21 protein-coding genes are annotated in these 14,420 nt (G+C 55.0%); 18 read left to right on the forward strand and 3 right to left on the reverse strand.

All coding sequences use genetic code 11. The features are described from left to right. Positions 1-126: 126 nt before the first annotated feature. Both HV261_RS11890 and HV261_RS11895 read right to left on the reverse strand, forming a co-directional pair. Positions 127-1,179 (reverse strand): phage portal protein, encoded by a 1,053-nt coding sequence (locus HV261_RS11890; protein WP_000043651.1) that lies wholly within the window; start codon positions 1,177-1,179, stop codon positions 127-129. Positions 1,180-1,181: 2 nt separating this feature from the next. Next, a complete protein-coding gene (locus HV261_RS11895) occupies positions 1,182-2,903 on the reverse strand; it encodes a terminase large subunit domain-containing protein (protein ID WP_008500365.1) in 1,722 nt (573 codons plus the stop codon). Positions 2,904-3,063: 160 nt separating this feature from the next. On the opposite strand from HV261_RS11895, the gene HV261_RS11900 reads away from it, so the two are divergent. The 17 genes from HV261_RS11900 (at position 3,064) to HV261_RS11975 (ending at position 13,418) form a co-directional block, all read left to right on the forward strand. Further along, on the forward strand, positions 3,064-3,897 hold the full coding sequence (locus HV261_RS11900; RefSeq protein WP_137378548.1) for a GPO family capsid scaffolding protein: 834 nt from the start codon (positions 3,064-3,066) through the stop codon (positions 3,895-3,897). Between the two features lie 23 nt (positions 3,898-3,920). Then, the gene (locus HV261_RS11905) at positions 3,921-4,970 is read left to right on the forward strand and encodes a phage major capsid protein, P2 family (protein WP_023305076.1); all 1,050 of its coding nucleotides are present in this window, start codon (positions 3,921-3,923) and stop codon (positions 4,968-4,970) included. A 46-nt stretch (positions 4,971-5,016) separates the two neighbouring features. Continuing rightward, a complete protein-coding gene (gene gpM / locus HV261_RS11910; protein WP_048998607.1) occupies positions 5,017-5,880 on the forward strand; it encodes a phage terminase small subunit in 864 nt (287 codons plus the stop codon). 103 nt (positions 5,881-5,983) lie between these two features. Then, a complete protein-coding gene (locus tag HV261_RS11915; protein WP_023305074.1) occupies positions 5,984-6,481 on the forward strand; it encodes a head completion/stabilization protein in 498 nt (165 codons plus the stop codon). Further along, positions 6,481-6,681 (forward strand): tail protein X, encoded by a 201-nt coding sequence (locus HV261_RS11920; protein WP_048998600.1) that lies wholly within the window; start codon positions 6,481-6,483, stop codon positions 6,679-6,681. The genes HV261_RS11915 and HV261_RS11920 overlap by 1 nt, the downstream gene beginning before the upstream one ends. After that, positions 6,672-6,953, forward strand: a complete 282-nt coding sequence (locus HV261_RS11925; protein WP_137378547.1) for a hypothetical protein — start codon at positions 6,672-6,674, stop codon at positions 6,951-6,953. The genes HV261_RS11920 and HV261_RS11925 overlap by 10 nt, the downstream gene beginning before the upstream one ends. Continuing rightward, positions 6,950-7,501 carry a lysozyme gene (locus tag HV261_RS11930; RefSeq protein ID WP_010835075.1) on the forward strand — a complete coding sequence of 184 codons (552 nt, stop codon included), beginning with the start codon at positions 6,950-6,952 and terminating at the stop codon, positions 7,499-7,501. Before HV261_RS11925 ends, HV261_RS11930 begins: the two co-directional genes overlap by 4 nt. Further along, positions 7,498-7,893 carry a hypothetical protein gene (locus tag HV261_RS11935; RefSeq protein WP_048998601.1) on the forward strand — a complete coding sequence of 132 codons (396 nt, stop codon included), beginning with the start codon at positions 7,498-7,500 and terminating at the stop codon, positions 7,891-7,893. Before HV261_RS11930 ends, HV261_RS11935 begins: the two co-directional genes overlap by 4 nt. Next, positions 7,847-8,038 (forward strand): Rz1-like lysis system protein LysC, encoded by a 192-nt coding sequence (gene lysC / locus HV261_RS27960; RefSeq protein WP_000586620.1) that lies wholly within the window; start codon positions 7,847-7,849, stop codon positions 8,036-8,038. The genes HV261_RS11935 and lysC overlap by 47 nt, the downstream gene beginning before the upstream one ends. Continuing rightward, positions 8,035-8,484: a phage tail protein gene (locus tag HV261_RS11940; RefSeq protein WP_010835077.1), complete on the forward strand. Its 450-nt coding sequence runs from the start codon at positions 8,035-8,037 to the stop codon at positions 8,482-8,484. The genes lysC and HV261_RS11940 overlap by 4 nt, the downstream gene beginning before the upstream one ends. Continuing rightward, positions 8,481-9,122 (forward strand): phage virion morphogenesis protein, encoded by a 642-nt coding sequence (locus tag HV261_RS11945; RefSeq protein ID WP_202038361.1) that lies wholly within the window; start codon positions 8,481-8,483, stop codon positions 9,120-9,122. The genes HV261_RS11940 and HV261_RS11945 overlap by 4 nt, the downstream gene beginning before the upstream one ends. After that, on the forward strand, positions 9,122-9,706 hold the full coding sequence (locus tag HV261_RS11950) for a phage baseplate assembly protein V (protein ID WP_200022216.1): 585 nt from the start codon (positions 9,122-9,124) through the stop codon (positions 9,704-9,706). The genes HV261_RS11945 and HV261_RS11950 overlap by 1 nt, the downstream gene beginning before the upstream one ends. After that, on the forward strand, positions 9,703-10,071 hold the full coding sequence (locus tag HV261_RS11955; RefSeq protein ID WP_010835080.1) for a GPW/gp25 family protein: 369 nt from the start codon (positions 9,703-9,705) through the stop codon (positions 10,069-10,071). Before HV261_RS11950 ends, HV261_RS11955 begins: the two co-directional genes overlap by 4 nt. Then, entirely contained in the window at positions 10,058-10,954 is an 897-nt protein-coding gene (locus HV261_RS11960) for a baseplate assembly protein (RefSeq protein WP_202038362.1), read from the forward strand. The genes HV261_RS11955 and HV261_RS11960 overlap by 14 nt, the downstream gene beginning before the upstream one ends. Then, positions 10,947-11,561 carry a phage tail protein I gene (locus tag HV261_RS11965; protein WP_008500379.1) on the forward strand — a complete coding sequence of 205 codons (615 nt, stop codon included), beginning with the start codon at positions 10,947-10,949 and terminating at the stop codon, positions 11,559-11,561. Before HV261_RS11960 ends, HV261_RS11965 begins: the two co-directional genes overlap by 8 nt. Further along, positions 11,551-12,825, forward strand: a complete 1,275-nt coding sequence (locus tag HV261_RS11970; protein WP_202038363.1) for a phage tail protein — start codon at positions 11,551-11,553, stop codon at positions 12,823-12,825. Before HV261_RS11965 ends, HV261_RS11970 begins: the two co-directional genes overlap by 11 nt. Continuing rightward, on the forward strand, positions 12,825-13,418 hold the full coding sequence (locus HV261_RS11975) for a tail fiber assembly protein (protein WP_202038364.1): 594 nt from the start codon (positions 12,825-12,827) through the stop codon (positions 13,416-13,418). The genes HV261_RS11970 and HV261_RS11975 overlap by 1 nt, the downstream gene beginning before the upstream one ends. 21 nt (positions 13,419-13,439) lie before the next feature. On the opposite strand, the gene HV261_RS11980 is transcribed toward HV261_RS11975, so the two are convergent. Further along, positions 13,440-13,682: a DinI family protein gene (locus HV261_RS11980; protein WP_202038365.1), complete on the reverse strand. Its 243-nt coding sequence runs from the start codon at positions 13,680-13,682 to the stop codon at positions 13,440-13,442. Positions 13,683-13,760: 78 nt separating this feature from the next. Here HV261_RS11980 and HV261_RS11985 point away from each other — a divergent pair, with 78 nt between their 5' ends. Further along, positions 13,761-14,150, forward strand: a complete 390-nt coding sequence (locus tag HV261_RS11985) for a HumD family translesion DNA polymerase (RefSeq protein ID WP_202038366.1) — start codon at positions 13,761-13,763, stop codon at positions 14,148-14,150. The last annotated feature ends 270 nt before the right edge of the window (positions 14,151-14,420 follow it).

Here is a 14,420-nt window from a genome sequence, read left to right on the forward strand (position 1 = left end):
GAAGCCCGCAGGCTGCGTCTGGTAGGGGGAGTGAATTATTTTTGTTTCGTGAGTGGCCGATATGGCAGGAAATGATGGTGCTGCGGGTGGTACCGCACCGCCAGAAATGACGATGCGGCCAGGAGATCACTTCGTGGGTTCAAGCAATGCGTAAGGGTTGAAGCGAATCACCTCCTCACCAAGCCAGTCGTTAACATGCTTCATGGCTTCCATGCAGGGTGTCAGCTCGTTGACGGCGAACACGCGGGCCGCTTTCTCAATATCGCCGAATGAACCGTTCCCTTCCGGAATGGCGCCCATCAGTTGCGGCGGTACCCGGTGCGCTGCCAGCATGTCATCGCGGGTGGAAGACTTCACCCCCACAAACTCATCCTTAGCCGATATCTGGCTGAATGGCAGTATTTGCACTGAGTCTTTGCCGCCGTTAGGTGCGTGCAGAAGGATGTTCTTAAACGCACCGCCCCGCCGGGTATCCGTCAGCGTCTTTTTGAGCTTATCAAGGCTCTCCTGGTCGGCCATCGCGCTGTTAACGTAGACGATGCAGCCAGCGTGCGAGCCGTTGTCGTAGTAGAGCTTTCTGAACTTGTCAGCAGAATGGGCCAGGTTTGCAGACAGCAGGCCAGCGAAATACTCAGGCATGCCGTATATTTCCTGGTGAATATCCGGGCTGAGAACGTGACATACCGAGCCCGTTGAAAACATGTGATCCTGTAGCCCGGCCTGAATAAACCAGTAAGTGTCCAGGTCAGAACCACGGCGTGTGTATTTCGCCAGCGAGTGACGAAAGCCAAAGGAACCACCAAGCCGGTTTTTTCGCATCTCAAGATAGCCATTCCCGAAGACAAACCAGTCCAGCGCGAAGGCGGAGAACACCTGGCGGGAAAGAAGTTTGTGCGGGATAAAGCATCCGGCAAGGACATTGCGCTTGAAATAAAGCGCCGACTGGTGCCAGCTTGCATAGCCAAACTGACGGGCGAGGCCATACCAGTCAATGGGGGTTTCGTAGTATCGCCCGTTGTCTGCGCAATACATGTTATCAAGCAGGTCGCTGGCACCACTCACCGGCCATGGGCCGTCGAAGGTGAATGAGTTCAGCTCCGGTGACGCTTTCAGTGAGGCGGCGAGATCTGCCTGCTCCCTGGCATACTTCCTGCCGCGTGTGGGTCTTTGTTTGCTCAAGGTTAATACTCCGTAACTGTCATACTGCTGCCGCCTTCTTGTCCCAGCGGTTCGTTAATGGTGGCAAGCATCGTCGCCCATGCGAGATCGCCATGACTGACGCCGCGAGAGCGGTCCGTGTCGTAAGTGACAACGCCTCCAGGGGTAACGATCTTGCGGACTGAGTTGAATGCACCGACCAGGTCAAGCTCACCACGATCAAACTCCCAGCGCCCGCCACGAATCAGCTGTTGCATCTTCAGCACGAGCATTCGCTTGCTGGACGGTGAGAACTGGTAACAAACCGCTGCCGGGAAATGCTTTTTAACCAGCTGATAAACCGCTTCACCAATACCGGTGCCATCGATCCCAATGTGCTGCACGTTGTACCGGGTGAGCATGCCGATAATGAGATTGGCCTGCTCTTCGAACTCCATCCCTCGTATGCGTAGTGTCTCAATCGTGCGGAACTTGCCGCCGGGCACCATCGGCACAGCGTTAACGGATATGGCTCCACTGTCCCCCTTGCCGCTGGCGCCGTTCGGGTCGTAGCCAATCCAGACGGGACGATCAGCCATGGGGCGGGCCGCATATGGCCGCCAGTCGGGCCAGTCGTCATAACCATCAGCGCCGCATGCCAGTAGCCTGTTATAGTCAAAGGCGCTTTCACCGCTTTTGATGAACTGGCATCCGTACAGGTTGTCGTATTCCTCCGGGCTGTTCTCTTCCCGGATTTCGTCGATATCAGTCAGATCCCATCCATGGTCGATAGCATCCTGCAACGTGACAATCTGCCTCCAGATCTTGTCCGGGCACATCAGGCCGCTGTTAAGTGTTTTCCAGGATGTATCAAACTCAATGCGCTTGCCATGGCTGCGACCTTTGTTAAATGCTTCACCTGTCCAGAATGGATAAGCCTCATGGCTTTCGGCTGAAGGGGTGGAGAAATAGGTACGCGTTAGGCCTTTTAGCGTTGCCATGGCGCCCGCGACTTTTTTCAGGTTGGCAAACTGGCCTACCCAAAAGAATTCGTCGAAATACAGGTTGCCCGTGTATGACTGAGCGGTAGCCGCTGACGTGCCAAGAAAATGCAGCTCGGCGCCGTTGAACAGCTGGATCATGTCGCCGCCCTTGAGCTCCACGTCAACTTCTTCGGCGGCCGAGCGAATGAAACTACGAAACTGGTACGCCTGGCGGCGGCTTGCCGATAAAAAGATTTGGTTGCGCTGATGCTTGTATTTCACATCCTCAGACAGGGCGCGCACCAGAGCTTCACGTGCGAAATACCACGTCGCGCCAACCTGACGGCTTTTCAGGATCATGCGGTTGCGCCAGTGGTGATTGTCATACCACCCTTTCTGGTGCCAGTGCAGAGAGCCGAGAATGTTCTCCCGCAGCGCGGCAATCTGCGACTCTGAGAAATAGTTTTGCTTTTTGCGGATCTTTTTCTTCGGCTGGGTGGCTGCTGTGCCGTTATCCAGCTTTTTCAGCTGACGGGTGAGCAGGTCAATCTCTTTGAAATCACCGCCGGTCTTTTTGTCTTTGCCAGTGAGCTGAATTAGCCTGGCATCAATGGATGTTGTCACGCGCTGGATCGGCGGTGTGGCGTCCCATTCATCTCGCTTTTTCCATGAGTAAACCGTGTTCTGGTTGATCCCCATCAGGCGTGCGATCTCTGCTGGCGGGTAGCCCTGCCAGTAAAGCTGTCGTGCACGCTGCATGATGAATGCTTCTTCAATCGCCATTAATCCTCCTCGCTTCCTGCCGGGGAGATTAACCCGCGCGCGCGTACCCTTGCGCTCGCTTTAGGTTGTAGTGCTCCGCTCACAACAACAACGCGTTGAGGGGGGATGCGTCCCCCTGCCATCATCTCCGGGAACTCAGAAAACAAGCGAGTAAACGAACATGGCAGGCACAGCAAAACCACGTAAGAAGTTTCGCGTGGCCGTCTCCGGAAATACCGTTGACGGGCGCGAAATTCAACCGCAGCACCTTCGCGATGCAGCAGCAAATTACAACCCAGAGGTGTATGGCGCGCGGGTCAACATTGAGCACTATCTCTCTATGTTCCCGAATAGCGATTTTGGGGCGATGGGGGATGTGGTAGCCCTCAGCACTGAAGACATCACCGAAGGTGCACTGGCGGGGCGCACCGCGCTTTATGCCGAAATCGAACCATCCGAGCGCATGGTGCAGATGACCGACAAAGGGCAAAAAGTCTATTCCAGTATTGAGCTGCATCCGCAGTTTGCCCTCAACGGCAAAGCCTATGTTGTCGGGCTGGCAATGACCGATACCCCGGCGAGCCTGGGCACTGAGCGTCTTAAATTTGCCTCACAGCAGCGTGCATCGGTGATGGCCTTCAATAACCAGCAGGGTGAGGCGCCGATGTTCACCGAAGCGCTTGAAGCAGAGGTGATCGAGCTGACCGCCCAGCGCAGCGATGAAGGTGCCAGGTGGTTTAATCGCGTGATGAGCATTATTGGCAAAGGTCAGAAAACGGACGATCAGCGCTTCAGTCAGATGTATCAGGTCGTTGAGGCCGTGGCGCAATCGCAATCCGAGCAAATTGATCGCTTCAGTGCCGCAGAGCAGGAGCGCCAGGAGGATAAGGCCGCTATCCAGAAGCTGACCACTGAGCTTGCGGAGCTGCGCCAGAAGCTGGTGAGCACTGAAGCTTCCTTCAGTCAGCGACCACCTGCGAACGGCGGCGCCAACGCGCAGCTGGCTGATTACTGATATCCACTACGAGAGCAGAGAACATGGAAAACAATACCCGCCAGCTGTTTGATCAGTACATTGCGCAACAGGCGCGCTTAAACGGCGTATCGACTGCGGCAGTCGCTGCGAAATTTGCGGTAGACCCGGCGCGTCAGCAGCGCATGGAGCAGGCCGCACAGGAGAGTGATTCTTTCCTGAGCAAAATTAACGTGTTTGGCGTTAACCAGCAGATTGGTCAGAAAGTGCTGATTGGCAGCAAAGGCCCGATGGCTGGCGTTAACAACAGCACCACCAACCGTCGTAATCCAGGGGCTAACCATTCAATGGAGCCGTTTGATTACATGTGCCGTAAGGTCAACTACGACTACGGGATCAGCTATGAACAGCTTGATGCCTGGGCGCATATGCCGGAATTCCAGCCCCTGATCAGCAAGGCTATGGCTCGCCAGATGTCACTTGACCGCATCATGATCGGTTTCAACGGCACCAAATACAGCGATCCATCAGACCGCGCGGCTAACCCACTGTTGCAGGATTGTGGTATTGGCTGGCTGGAGAAAATCCGTACCGAAGCCTCACACCGCGTGATTTCCGGCGTCACGATCACTTCCCGTGATGAAGATAACAAGGTTATTGCGAAAGGGACTTACGGTAACCTGGGCGCGGCGGTGTACGACGCAAAAAACAGCCTGATGGATGAGTGGCACAAACGTAATCCTGACAACGTGGTAATCCTGGCGGGCGACCTGTTGACCACCGGCAACTTCCCGGCGATTAACGCCATGAGCCAGACCAACCCGAATACCGAAATGCTGGCCGGTCAGCTGATTGTTGCGCAGGAACGTGTCGGCAACATGCCGACCTTCATCGCGCCGTACTTCCCGGTCAATGGCGTACTGATCACGCCGTTTAAAAACCTGTCCGTGTACTACCAGCGCGGTGGAATGCGTCGGACGATCAAGGAAGAGCCGGAGTACAACCGTATTGCGACCTATCAGTCATCGAATGATGACTTTGTGATTGAGGACTACGGCAACGTCGCATTCATTGACGGCATTACCTTTGCCGAGGCGCCGGCAGGCGGCGCATAACCGCACACTGGCGGGCTTCGGCCCGCCGTTCATCGGGGAAGAAACAATGCTGACACCGGCACAACGACATTTTCAACGCGTCATGGCTGAACGCCATGGCAAGGCAGATGATCTGTCAGAAACAGCGCGTACTGCGCACGAGCAAATTCTGCACCGCATGCGTATGGATATGAGTGCGCTGAAGAAAATTCAGGGCGAACAGGCAAAAGCCGCGCTTAAACGCCAGCTGCTACCCAATTACGAGGGGTGGATTGAAGGAACGCTGGAGGGAGACAGCGGGCGACAGGATGAAGTGATCACGCGCCTGATGATTTGGGCGATTGATATTCGGGATTATCCGCTGGCCGTGCGCATCGGGCGGTACGTCATCGCGCACAACCTGGCAATGCCAGACCGGTTTAACCGCACGGCAGCGACAGCGCTGGTCGATGAGATTTGCGATCCCATTCTGGTGCAGGTCAAGGCGGATGACAGCACTGATGTTAAGCCATATCTGGCGGTGCTCGATGAGGTCCAGGAGATCACTGAAAACAGCGATATGCCAGACGTCGTACGGGCCAAGCTGTATAAAGCCCGCGCCTTTGCATTGTGCAACGGCACTGCGGATGAACAGGCGACCGCGCTGGAGCTGTTGCGTCGCGCGCTGAACCTCGACTCCGGCGCCGGGGTGAAAAAGCTGATCGATAAGCTTGCCAGGCAGGTAAAAAAAGCCTCTGTGGAAAATGCATCAGGCGGTGAGGGGGCAGACCAGAGCGGGGGCGAAGGGGGCAATAATCAGGCTGCAGCAACGCCGGAAGTGACGGTGCCAGCTGCCAAAAAGCCAGCCGCCAAAAACAACCCCGGAAGCACAACACGCAAAACGGCGGCCCGCAAAACAACGACGAAAAAGCCCACCGCCGATAAAAAATAACCGACTTGCGCCCCGTGCGCTGGCGGCGCGGGCGGAAATCTGCAACGCATCGCGTTAGCTTTTCTCCGTCCGCTCACCGCCAACCTTTTCTGGAGACTACACGATGAGCCTTGTGGCCCCTCGCACAGTTACCTCCTCTGCGGAGGATGTGCCGGACGTGGATGACGGCGGAGAGAAAGTCACCGCCGGGGAGTTCTGGCCCGAGATAGTGCTGAGCAACGTCCGTAAGGAGATGCGGATCACCGGTGCGGTTACCACTTCGCGTTTAAAGCAGGTGGTCATTGAAGCCGTAGCCCACACAGCTGATCAGCTGAAGCAATGGCAGGCTGAACAGATTGGGGCCGGATATGCCAGTTTGGCCGCCGTACCGGCCATGGTGATTAACGACGAGAGCGTAAAGGTATATCGCTGGCGCCGCGCAGTTTACAGCATCTCGCGGGCCCTTCTGATCGAGACTTTCCGCGATGTTGACACCACGGGTGACGCGGGCGAGAAGCGCGCCGCCGCACTCGCAACCCAGGCGAATGATCACTGGCGTGATGCGCGCTGGGCTATCTCGGATATTCAGGGCGTGGTCCGTAACTCTGCGGAGGCGTTCTGATGAAAGTGAAGGCATTGCAGGGCGATACAGTGGATTTGTTGTGTCAGCGTCACTACGGCATCACCCAGGGCGTGACCGAGATCGTACTGGCTGCGAATCATGCGCTGGCCGCTCAGATCTTCCTTGATGCCGGGCAGGAAGTTGAACTGCCTGACGTCGACACCTCTGCGACAAAGGAGACTGTTCAATTATGGAGCTGATAAACCGCCTCTGGAACTGGACGGTGTACCTTTGGTCGATGCTGCTGACGGGCGTCGGCATGATGACGCAGAAGGACTGGCTGGCTTTCATTGCTGCGCTCACCGGGATCGTGGTTGCCGTGCTGGGTGAGATCCATCGCCGCCGAATGTCCCGCATCCATGAAACCAATAATGTTCTGCTGAATGAATTGATCGATGCGATTCGGGACGATACCGAGAACCGGCAGGACGTGAAGGAGTTAATTCGGACTATCAGGGAGTCACCGCGATGAAAAGAGGAATTATTGCCTGTTCTGTTGCGGCGATTGTCTCTCTCGCAGCGGCACTCTGGCCGCAGACGCTGCGCACAAGTCCTGAAGCGCAGCTGAAGATGGCGAAATACGAGGATTGCCGAAAGACGCCGTATTACTGCCCGGCAGGTGTGCTGACCGTAGGCATGGGGTCGACCAGCAACGTGCAGAACCGCGAATACGCCGAGCGCGAGATCGCCGAGCGATGGGTGAATGACCTGTTTCGTGCTGAGAAATGCGTAAACCGCGAGTTTAATGGCGCAGCTGCACCACAACGGGTTTTCGAAGCGCTCACTGACGGCGCATTTAACGTCGGTTGTGGTGGTCTTGGCTGGTACACCAACAAAAAGGGCCAGAAGGTCAGAACAACAATCTGGCGCAATGCGCAGGATGGTAACTGGCAGGGCGTTTGCGAGCGACTCACAGACTTTGTCAACTCCGGCGGAAAACGTATGCCGGGGCTGGAAAGGCGCCGGGAAGAGTTTCGGGACTGGTGCCTCTCAGAGCCTGAGCTAAAGGGGGTGAAATGAAAGCGCTGGGTGTATTTACCGTTTTTATTTCCCTTCTGCTGGTCCTCGCAGGCGTCAGGCTGACGCTGGAGAGCAGTAAACGAGAGGCCGCAGAGACGGCACTTGGAGAAGCTAACCAGAAGCTTAAGCAAACCGGTGATGTGCTGGACGAGGTCAGGGCGTTACGTAACGACGTGAACGAAGTGGCTGCTGGTCTGAAAACACTGGCTCAGAAGCGTAGCGATACAGGGGAAAAGCGCCGTGAAAATATCAAAACTGAGCTGGCCGGTGATAAATGCGCCGCTGTGCCTGTGCCTGACCGTGTGGCTGACAGCCTGTACCAGCGAGCCGCCGAAGTTGGCGCCGGTGATTATTCAGGAACCTTTACCGGAAAGCCTGACAGCAAAAACTGAAACGCCAGCACCGCCAAAACCAATGACATACGGGAGTCTCGCTCCGTGGTCCGATGCGCTGCTGGATGCGCTGGACACATGCAACGCCGATAAGGCGGGCATCAGAGAGCTGGAACTGCGGCGAATCGCCAGGGGGATAAAGTGAAAAAAGCAGAATTGATGCGTGAAGCCCTGATAGCCGGTAACACATGGTGTAAGGCCAACCCGGAGCAAATCACCGTCTGGGTGGAAAAAGGCAATATCGGGATTGAAGCGACCGGCGAACCGTCTTTCATGTACCTCTACACCATCAATATTCTCGCCGTGGAATTCCCAGGGGCGGTTGATGATCTGATGCTGCCGATCATGGCCTGGGCCTGGCAATATCAGCCTGATTTACTGCTGAATCCTGACAATAACCGCAAGGTGGAGTTTGACGCTGACATTATCAGCGACGACCTGGCCGATCTTCTGTTCAAGGTGCCGGTCTGGGAGCGCGTCATGGTGGAAACCGTTGACGGGAAGCCCGTCGCGAAGCACCTGAGCGAAGACCGCCCGCGCATCAATGGCGGAGAGTGGGAAGTGGTATTTGGCGGAGGAGAGCTGGCATGACCGATGATGCCGCGCTGTTTCATCAACTCGATCAGGTTTTTGCAGACATCCTGTCCGCAATGGCGCCAGCGAGCCGGTTGCGTACTGTGCGCGGAATAGCGACTACATTACGCCGTAGCCAGAGCCAGCGCATCGGGAGGCAGACAGCTCCGGATGGCACGAAATACCAGAAGCGTCATCGCCGCGTCTTACGCTCCCAGGCTGGGATCGGGTTTGTCTGGCAAGGTGAGGAGCGTCGTCTGAGGAACTGGCGGGCAACCCGTGGAAGCCGGGGACGCATGCTGACAGGCTTTGATGAGGGGAAAGGGGCCGTTCGCTCGTTCTATCGCTCTGATATTGAGCGTTATCTTGATATCAGTTTCAGCGAGACGCGCCGTGATACCACGAAAAGCGATCCTATGTTTCGCCGACTGCGCACAACCCGTTTTCTGAAAGCAAGAGCGACTTCTGAGGGGGCTGTAGTTGGTTTTTCTGGCGCTGCTGCCCGCATCGCCCGCGTTCACCAGTACGGGCTACGGGACAGGGTAAACGACAGTGGCGCGATGGCCAGCTATCCGCGCCGTGAGTTGCTCGGCCTGAGCAAGGCGGACCGCATGGCTATTGCCCGGCAGGTCATTGATTCTCTGGGGGTGAGCTGATGGATCTGGCTGAAGTCATTCGCCTGCTGGAAAACATCGTTCGCACCGGTACGGTGACGGAGATTGACGAGGAAAAGTGGCGGGTAAGGGTAAAAAGCGGAGAGCTGGATTCCACCTGGCTGCGCTGGAATGCACAGCGTGCAGGTGCTTTCAGCTTCTGGGTGCCGCCGTCTGTTGGCGAGCAGGTATGGTTCCTGTGCCTTGGGGGTAACACTACCGCTGCGATCATCGGGGGAAGTCTTTACAGCAACGACAATCCTGCGCCAGGTATATCGGCAAAAGAAATGATCGTGACCGCGCCGGATGGAGCGAAGTTTCGCTATGACGCAGAAGCAGGGGCTTTGCAGGTCAGCGGCATCAAATCAGCAACGATTGAGGCGTCGGTTAAGGTCTTGCTGAAAACGCCGCTGGTCGAGTGTACCGAGATGCTGAAAACCAAAAATTTCACCGTTACGGAAGGCGGCAAAATGCAGGGGGACTTTACGCACTCTGGCGGTGCGTTCATCTCAAACGGTGTCCAGGTTGATGATCATGGTCATGGTGGAGTGCAGCGTGGCGGAAGCTGGACGGAGGGCACGCGATGACGGTGCGCTATACCGGGATGAATCCTGATGGCACGGGAACGCTGACGGATGCCGCCCACGTGTGGCAGTCAGCCAGTGATATTCTTAACACCCCGATCGGCTCGCGGGTCATGCGCCGTGACTACGGCTCTCTCGTTCCTGATCTGATTGATGGTCCGCAAAACGACGTTACACGCATGCAACTGATGAGCGCGGTGGTTATTGCGCTGGCGACATGGGAGCCGCGGATCACGCTGAGCATCGTGGATGTGCGTTATTCGCAGTCCGGAGCAGTGGAGGCGGGATTGTCAGGGGCTCTGACGGAATCTATGGAACAGCAGACGACAACCTTAACACTCAGGAAAAGCAGCAATGGCAACAGTTGATTTGGCGCAGCTACCGCCGCCGCAAATTATTGAGGTGCTGGATTTTGAAGTGATCATGGCGGATGTCAAAGCCGTCATGATCGCGGCTTTCCCTGATGAACAACAGGCCTCTGTTGCCGCTGCGTTAAAGCTTGAGTCTGAGCCCCTGACCATACTGGCGCAGGTGATTGCCTACCGGGAATTAATGCTGCGCCAGCGAATCAATGAGGGTGCTGCGGCCTGCATGTTGAGCCATTCCGTCTCCACCGATCTTGATAACCTTGCGGGTAACCTGAACACCGAGCGCCTGGTTCGTATTCCGGCTACCGAAACCACCGATGCAGAGATGGAAAGCGATACCGCACTGCGTCTGCGTGCGCAATCCGCTTTTGAAGGGTTGAGCGTTGCTGGCCCTACCGGGGCATACGAATATTTTGCGAAGAGTGCCAGCGGTAAAGTTGCAGATGCCAAGGCAACCAGCCCCTCACCCGCTGTTGTCGTCGTGTCCATTCTGTCTACCGAAGGGGATGGCACGGCGAGCGACGAGCTGATCGCAACAGTAAACGACACGCTCTCAGCGGATGATAAGCGGCCTGTTGCCGACCGACTAACCGTCCAGTCAGCGGAGATTGTGAATTATGAAATTGACGCTCTGCTTTATCTCTATCCGGGGCCGGAATCTGAGCCGATCCTGAGTGCGGCAGATGATGCACTGCGGACATGGCTGGGAGCGCAGGGGAAAATCGGTCGCGATGTTGCGCGTTCAGCCATTATGGCCGCTCTGCATGTGCAGGGGGTGCAGCGCGTAGTCTTGCTGAATCCTCAGGAAGATATCGTGATCAATGATATCCAGGCGGCACGATGTATTTCGCACACCATCAGCGTAGGGGGAACGGATGAATAACAGCCTCCTGCCGCCTTCAGCCAGCACCTTCATGCGGAATGCGGAGAAACCGACGGCGCGGATCAGCGGTATTCCTGTCGACCTTCGAAAGCTCTGGAATCCGGATGAATGCCCCGTGGAGTTTTTACCCTATCTGGCCTGGGCGTTGTCTGTTGATCGCTGGGATAAGCGCTGGTCTGAACAGACCAAGAGGCAGGTAATAAAAGCCTCCTGGCTTGTCCATCGCCACAAAGGCACGATTTCAGCGCTGAGGCGCGTTGTTGAACCTTTCGGCTATTTGCTGAGGGTGATTGAGTGGTGGCAGAACGGCGAGGAGCCAGGCACTTTCCGGCTTGAAATCGGCATTCAGGATGAGGGGATCACCGAGGAAACTTATCGGGAGCTTGAGCGCCTGATCGACGATGCAAAACCCAGAAGCCGTCACCTCACCGGCCTTTCGCTTTCGCTTCAGTCTCAGGGTTATATCGAGATAGGGGCGGGGTGTTACGTGGGTGATACGCTGACGGTATATCCCTATTTTCCTGAAACTATCGCTGTGGGTGGCAATGACTACACCGGCGCAGCAATCCATTTAATTGATACCGTGGAGATCGCAAGTGGCGACTAAATATCTTGCCCTGTTGACCAATATCGGGGCGGCAAAACTGGCAAAAGCCACGGCGTTGGGTACGAAAGTTGAGATTACCCAGCTGGCCGTTGGTGATGGCAATGGTGTACTGCCTACACCGAATCCGGCACAGACTGCCCTCGTACATGAGTTACGCCGCGCCCCTTTGAATATGTTGACGGTGGACCCGGCGAACGCCAGCCAGATCATTGCGGAACAGGTCATACCGGAAGACGTCGGCGGGTGGTGGATTCGTGAGATCGGCCTTTTCGATAAAGATGGCGATATGGTGGCGATTGCCAATTGCGCTGAAACCTATAAGCCTCAGTTGCAGGAGGGGAGCGGGCGCGTTCAGGTTATTCGCGTGATCCTGATTGTCAGCAGTACCGAAGCCGTTACGTTGAAGATTGATCCGGCTGTTGTACTGGCAACACGCCAGTATGTTGACAGCCAGCTGCGCGCGCATGAGCAGTCACGTAATCACCCGGATGCGTCAACGACAGAGAAAGGTTTTGTGCAGCTCAGCAGCAGTGTGACCAGTGACAGCGAATCGCAGGGGGCAACACCGAAGGCCGTTAAAATTGCGATGGATAACGCGAGCGCACGGCTGGCAAAAGATCGCAACCTGTCGGACTTACCCAATATCGCATTAGCCCGGCAGAATTTAGAGCTGGGTGACAGCTCGACGCGAAATGTTGGAACAACGGCCGGAACGGTAGCTTCGGGGGATGATGCTCGAATTACCGGGGCGATGCAGAAAAACCAAAACGGTGCGGATATTCCTGACGTGGCGAAGTTTCTCCAAAACCTTGGTTTGGGAGCAGGCGCTCCCCCTATTGGAATCCCGTTTTACTGGCCATTGGCTGCAATGCCAAATACGGTCATGCCGGAATGGTCGGATATGGTATTCCTGAAACCCAATGGCGCTTCATTCTCTGCCGCCACGTATCCAAAACTGGCACTGGTGTGGCCCGGCCTGATTATTCCTGAAATGCGGGGGGAGTTTATTCGTATTTTTGACGATGGGCGCGGCGTGAACCCGATACAGCCACTACTGGGGTGGGCGGACTCACGCCTCAAGGAGCATACGCATGTGTTACCAACAGGCAGGATGGCCGTTGGCGTGGACGATGTGTCTTCAACCTGGGTCGCGGTAGAAAACGATGTGGCCAACCCAAAAATATCTACAAAAACGCAGAGCGGTGGCGCCGGTGAAACCGCCCCACGCTCAATAGCATTTAACTGTCTGGTGAGGGCAAAATAATGAAACCTGTTTTTGATGAAAATGGACTGGCTATTGTGCCGGGGAATGTCGTCTGCTTTTACTATGATGCAGCCACGGGAGAATACTGCGGGTTCTCTGATGAATTTATTCATCCTGGTGTCAGTATGCCAGGGCATTCAACTGATATAGATCCGGGAGAGAAACGGTCGGGATTTGTCGCTGTATTCAACGGTACTGACTGGGAGCAACAGCCAGACCATCGCGGCATTACGGTCTATTCGACTATGGACAGAACCCCGGAATTCGTTGATTACATAGGGGAGATTCGTTCTGGTTACACAACCGTTGCGCCATCCACTCAGTATGATAAATGGGATGGCAGCAAGTGGGTTACAGATGCCGACGCGCAGCGAAATGCAGCGATAGTTGACGCTGAAAAACTGCGTAGTAAGTTGCTGGCCAGTGCCGATAAAGTAATGCTCGACTGGCGAACAGAGCTGATGCTGGGTGAAATCAGCGACGCCAACAAAGCTAAACTGTCGGCGTGGATGGCTTATAAAAACGAGGTTAAGGCGGTCGATGTGACAACTGACCCTGAGCATGTTAACTGGCCCGCTCTCCCGCCTGCGTAGGCTGTGCAGGATTGCAGAACATTATTCATTTGCCAGCCACATATCAGCCTCTTCAAACATTTCCTGAACAGTACGGCTTATTTGTTCTTTCTCATGCTTGCTGGCGTCAGTGTTGATCGCCGGCAGTGTCATCATCGGTTTTACCCGGACATCAGCATCCGGGAAAATCCGGTGAACCCTCTTAGTCAATTCGCCCAGAATGATGTCTTTTGCACCTGGCAGACCATCAAAATTCCGTTTGTCATAAACGAGTTCCACGAACATTGCGCATTACCTCTTTACTGGATAGATATACAGTATTTATACTGTATTTCTATCCGTCATTCAAGAGAGGGTACTGACATGGGATTCCCATCACCTGCGGCAGATTATGTTGAAACACGAATCTCCCTCGACCAGCAGTTTATTCGCCATCCATCAGCAACGTATTTTATGCGGGCTGCAGCTTCGTATTATCGTGAAGGGATACTGAACGGTGCGCTGCTGGTTATCGACTCATCTTTATCGCCATGCGATGGTTCGTTGTTGATATGTGCGATGGATGGAGAATTCAGGATTAAGCGATACCGGACGCACCCGAAGCCGCACCTGATCAACCTAGAGAACGGGAGAAGGGAAGCGATACCAGCCGAAAATGAAGGATATGGCACTTCGCTCCCGGTGTTCGGGGTGATCACCTACATCATTAATGATGCGAGGCTGGGGGAGTTTGATGACTGTCCTGTTATGTGATGATAAAAACAAAAAAGCCCGCACGGGCGGGCAATGATATGCTTATTTTGTGTTCAAATTTATTATAGGCGAGTTGAGTATCGGCATTAACAATGACTAATTTAGTGCTGATTAAAAATAATTCTTAGCAAGAAAATTAATTTCAAGTGATTACGGAGAGTGACAGTTTCTGTGTCGGGTGTATTTTACATTTTTAAGAAAAATGCCCTCGCAAAAGCAGCAAAGAAAAGAAGTAATCCACCAGGTTTAAGGGTTGGTTTTGTTTAAGTT

The organism is Citrobacter sp. RHBSTW-00671 (assembly GCF_014103415.1).
GTDB lineage: Bacteria > Pseudomonadota > Gammaproteobacteria > Enterobacterales > Enterobacteriaceae > Citrobacter.

Excerpts from the sequence above, each read along its gene's own strand:
- HV261_RS11955 (WP_010835080.1), top strand. The coding sequence starts at position 9,703 with ATGACGGTGCGCTATACCGGGATGAATCCTGATGGCACGGGAACGCTG.
- HV261_RS11950 (WP_200022216.1), top strand. The coding sequence starts at position 9,122 with ATGGATCTGGCTGAAGTCATTCGCCTGCTGGAAAACATCGTTCGCACC.
- HV261_RS11900 (WP_137378548.1), top strand. The coding sequence starts at position 3,064 with ATGGCAGGCACAGCAAAACCACGTAAGAAGTTTCGCGTGGCCGTCTCC.
- HV261_RS11925 (WP_137378547.1), top strand. The coding sequence starts at position 6,672 with ATGGAGCTGATAAACCGCCTCTGGAACTGGACGGTGTACCTTTGGTCG.
- HV261_RS11980 (WP_202038365.1), bottom strand. The coding sequence starts at position 13,682 with ATGTTCGTGGAACTCGTTTATGACAAACGGAATTTTGATGGTCTGCCA.
- HV261_RS11920 (WP_048998600.1), top strand. The coding sequence starts at position 6,481 with ATGAAAGTGAAGGCATTGCAGGGCGATACAGTGGATTTGTTGTGTCAG.
- HV261_RS11895 (WP_008500365.1), bottom strand. The coding sequence starts at position 2,903 with ATGGCGATTGAAGAAGCATTCATCATGCAGCGTGCACGACAGCTTTAC.
- HV261_RS11975 (WP_202038364.1), top strand. The coding sequence starts at position 12,825 with ATGAAACCTGTTTTTGATGAAAATGGACTGGCTATTGTGCCGGGGAAT.
- HV261_RS11965 (WP_008500379.1), top strand. The coding sequence starts at position 10,947 with ATGAATAACAGCCTCCTGCCGCCTTCAGCCAGCACCTTCATGCGGAAT.
- gpM (WP_048998607.1), top strand. The coding sequence starts at position 5,017 with ATGCTGACACCGGCACAACGACATTTTCAACGCGTCATGGCTGAACGC.
- HV261_RS11960 (WP_202038362.1), top strand. The coding sequence starts at position 10,058 with ATGGCAACAGTTGATTTGGCGCAGCTACCGCCGCCGCAAATTATTGAG.
- HV261_RS11915 (WP_023305074.1), top strand. The coding sequence starts at position 5,984 with ATGAGCCTTGTGGCCCCTCGCACAGTTACCTCCTCTGCGGAGGATGTG.
- HV261_RS11935 (WP_048998601.1), top strand. The coding sequence starts at position 7,498 with ATGAAAGCGCTGGGTGTATTTACCGTTTTTATTTCCCTTCTGCTGGTC.
- HV261_RS11930 (WP_010835075.1), top strand. The coding sequence starts at position 6,950 with ATGAAAAGAGGAATTATTGCCTGTTCTGTTGCGGCGATTGTCTCTCTC.
- HV261_RS11945 (WP_202038361.1), top strand. The coding sequence starts at position 8,481 with ATGACCGATGATGCCGCGCTGTTTCATCAACTCGATCAGGTTTTTGCA.
- HV261_RS11905 (WP_023305076.1), top strand. The coding sequence starts at position 3,921 with ATGGAAAACAATACCCGCCAGCTGTTTGATCAGTACATTGCGCAACAG.
- HV261_RS11985 (WP_202038366.1), top strand. The coding sequence starts at position 13,761 with ATGGGATTCCCATCACCTGCGGCAGATTATGTTGAAACACGAATCTCC.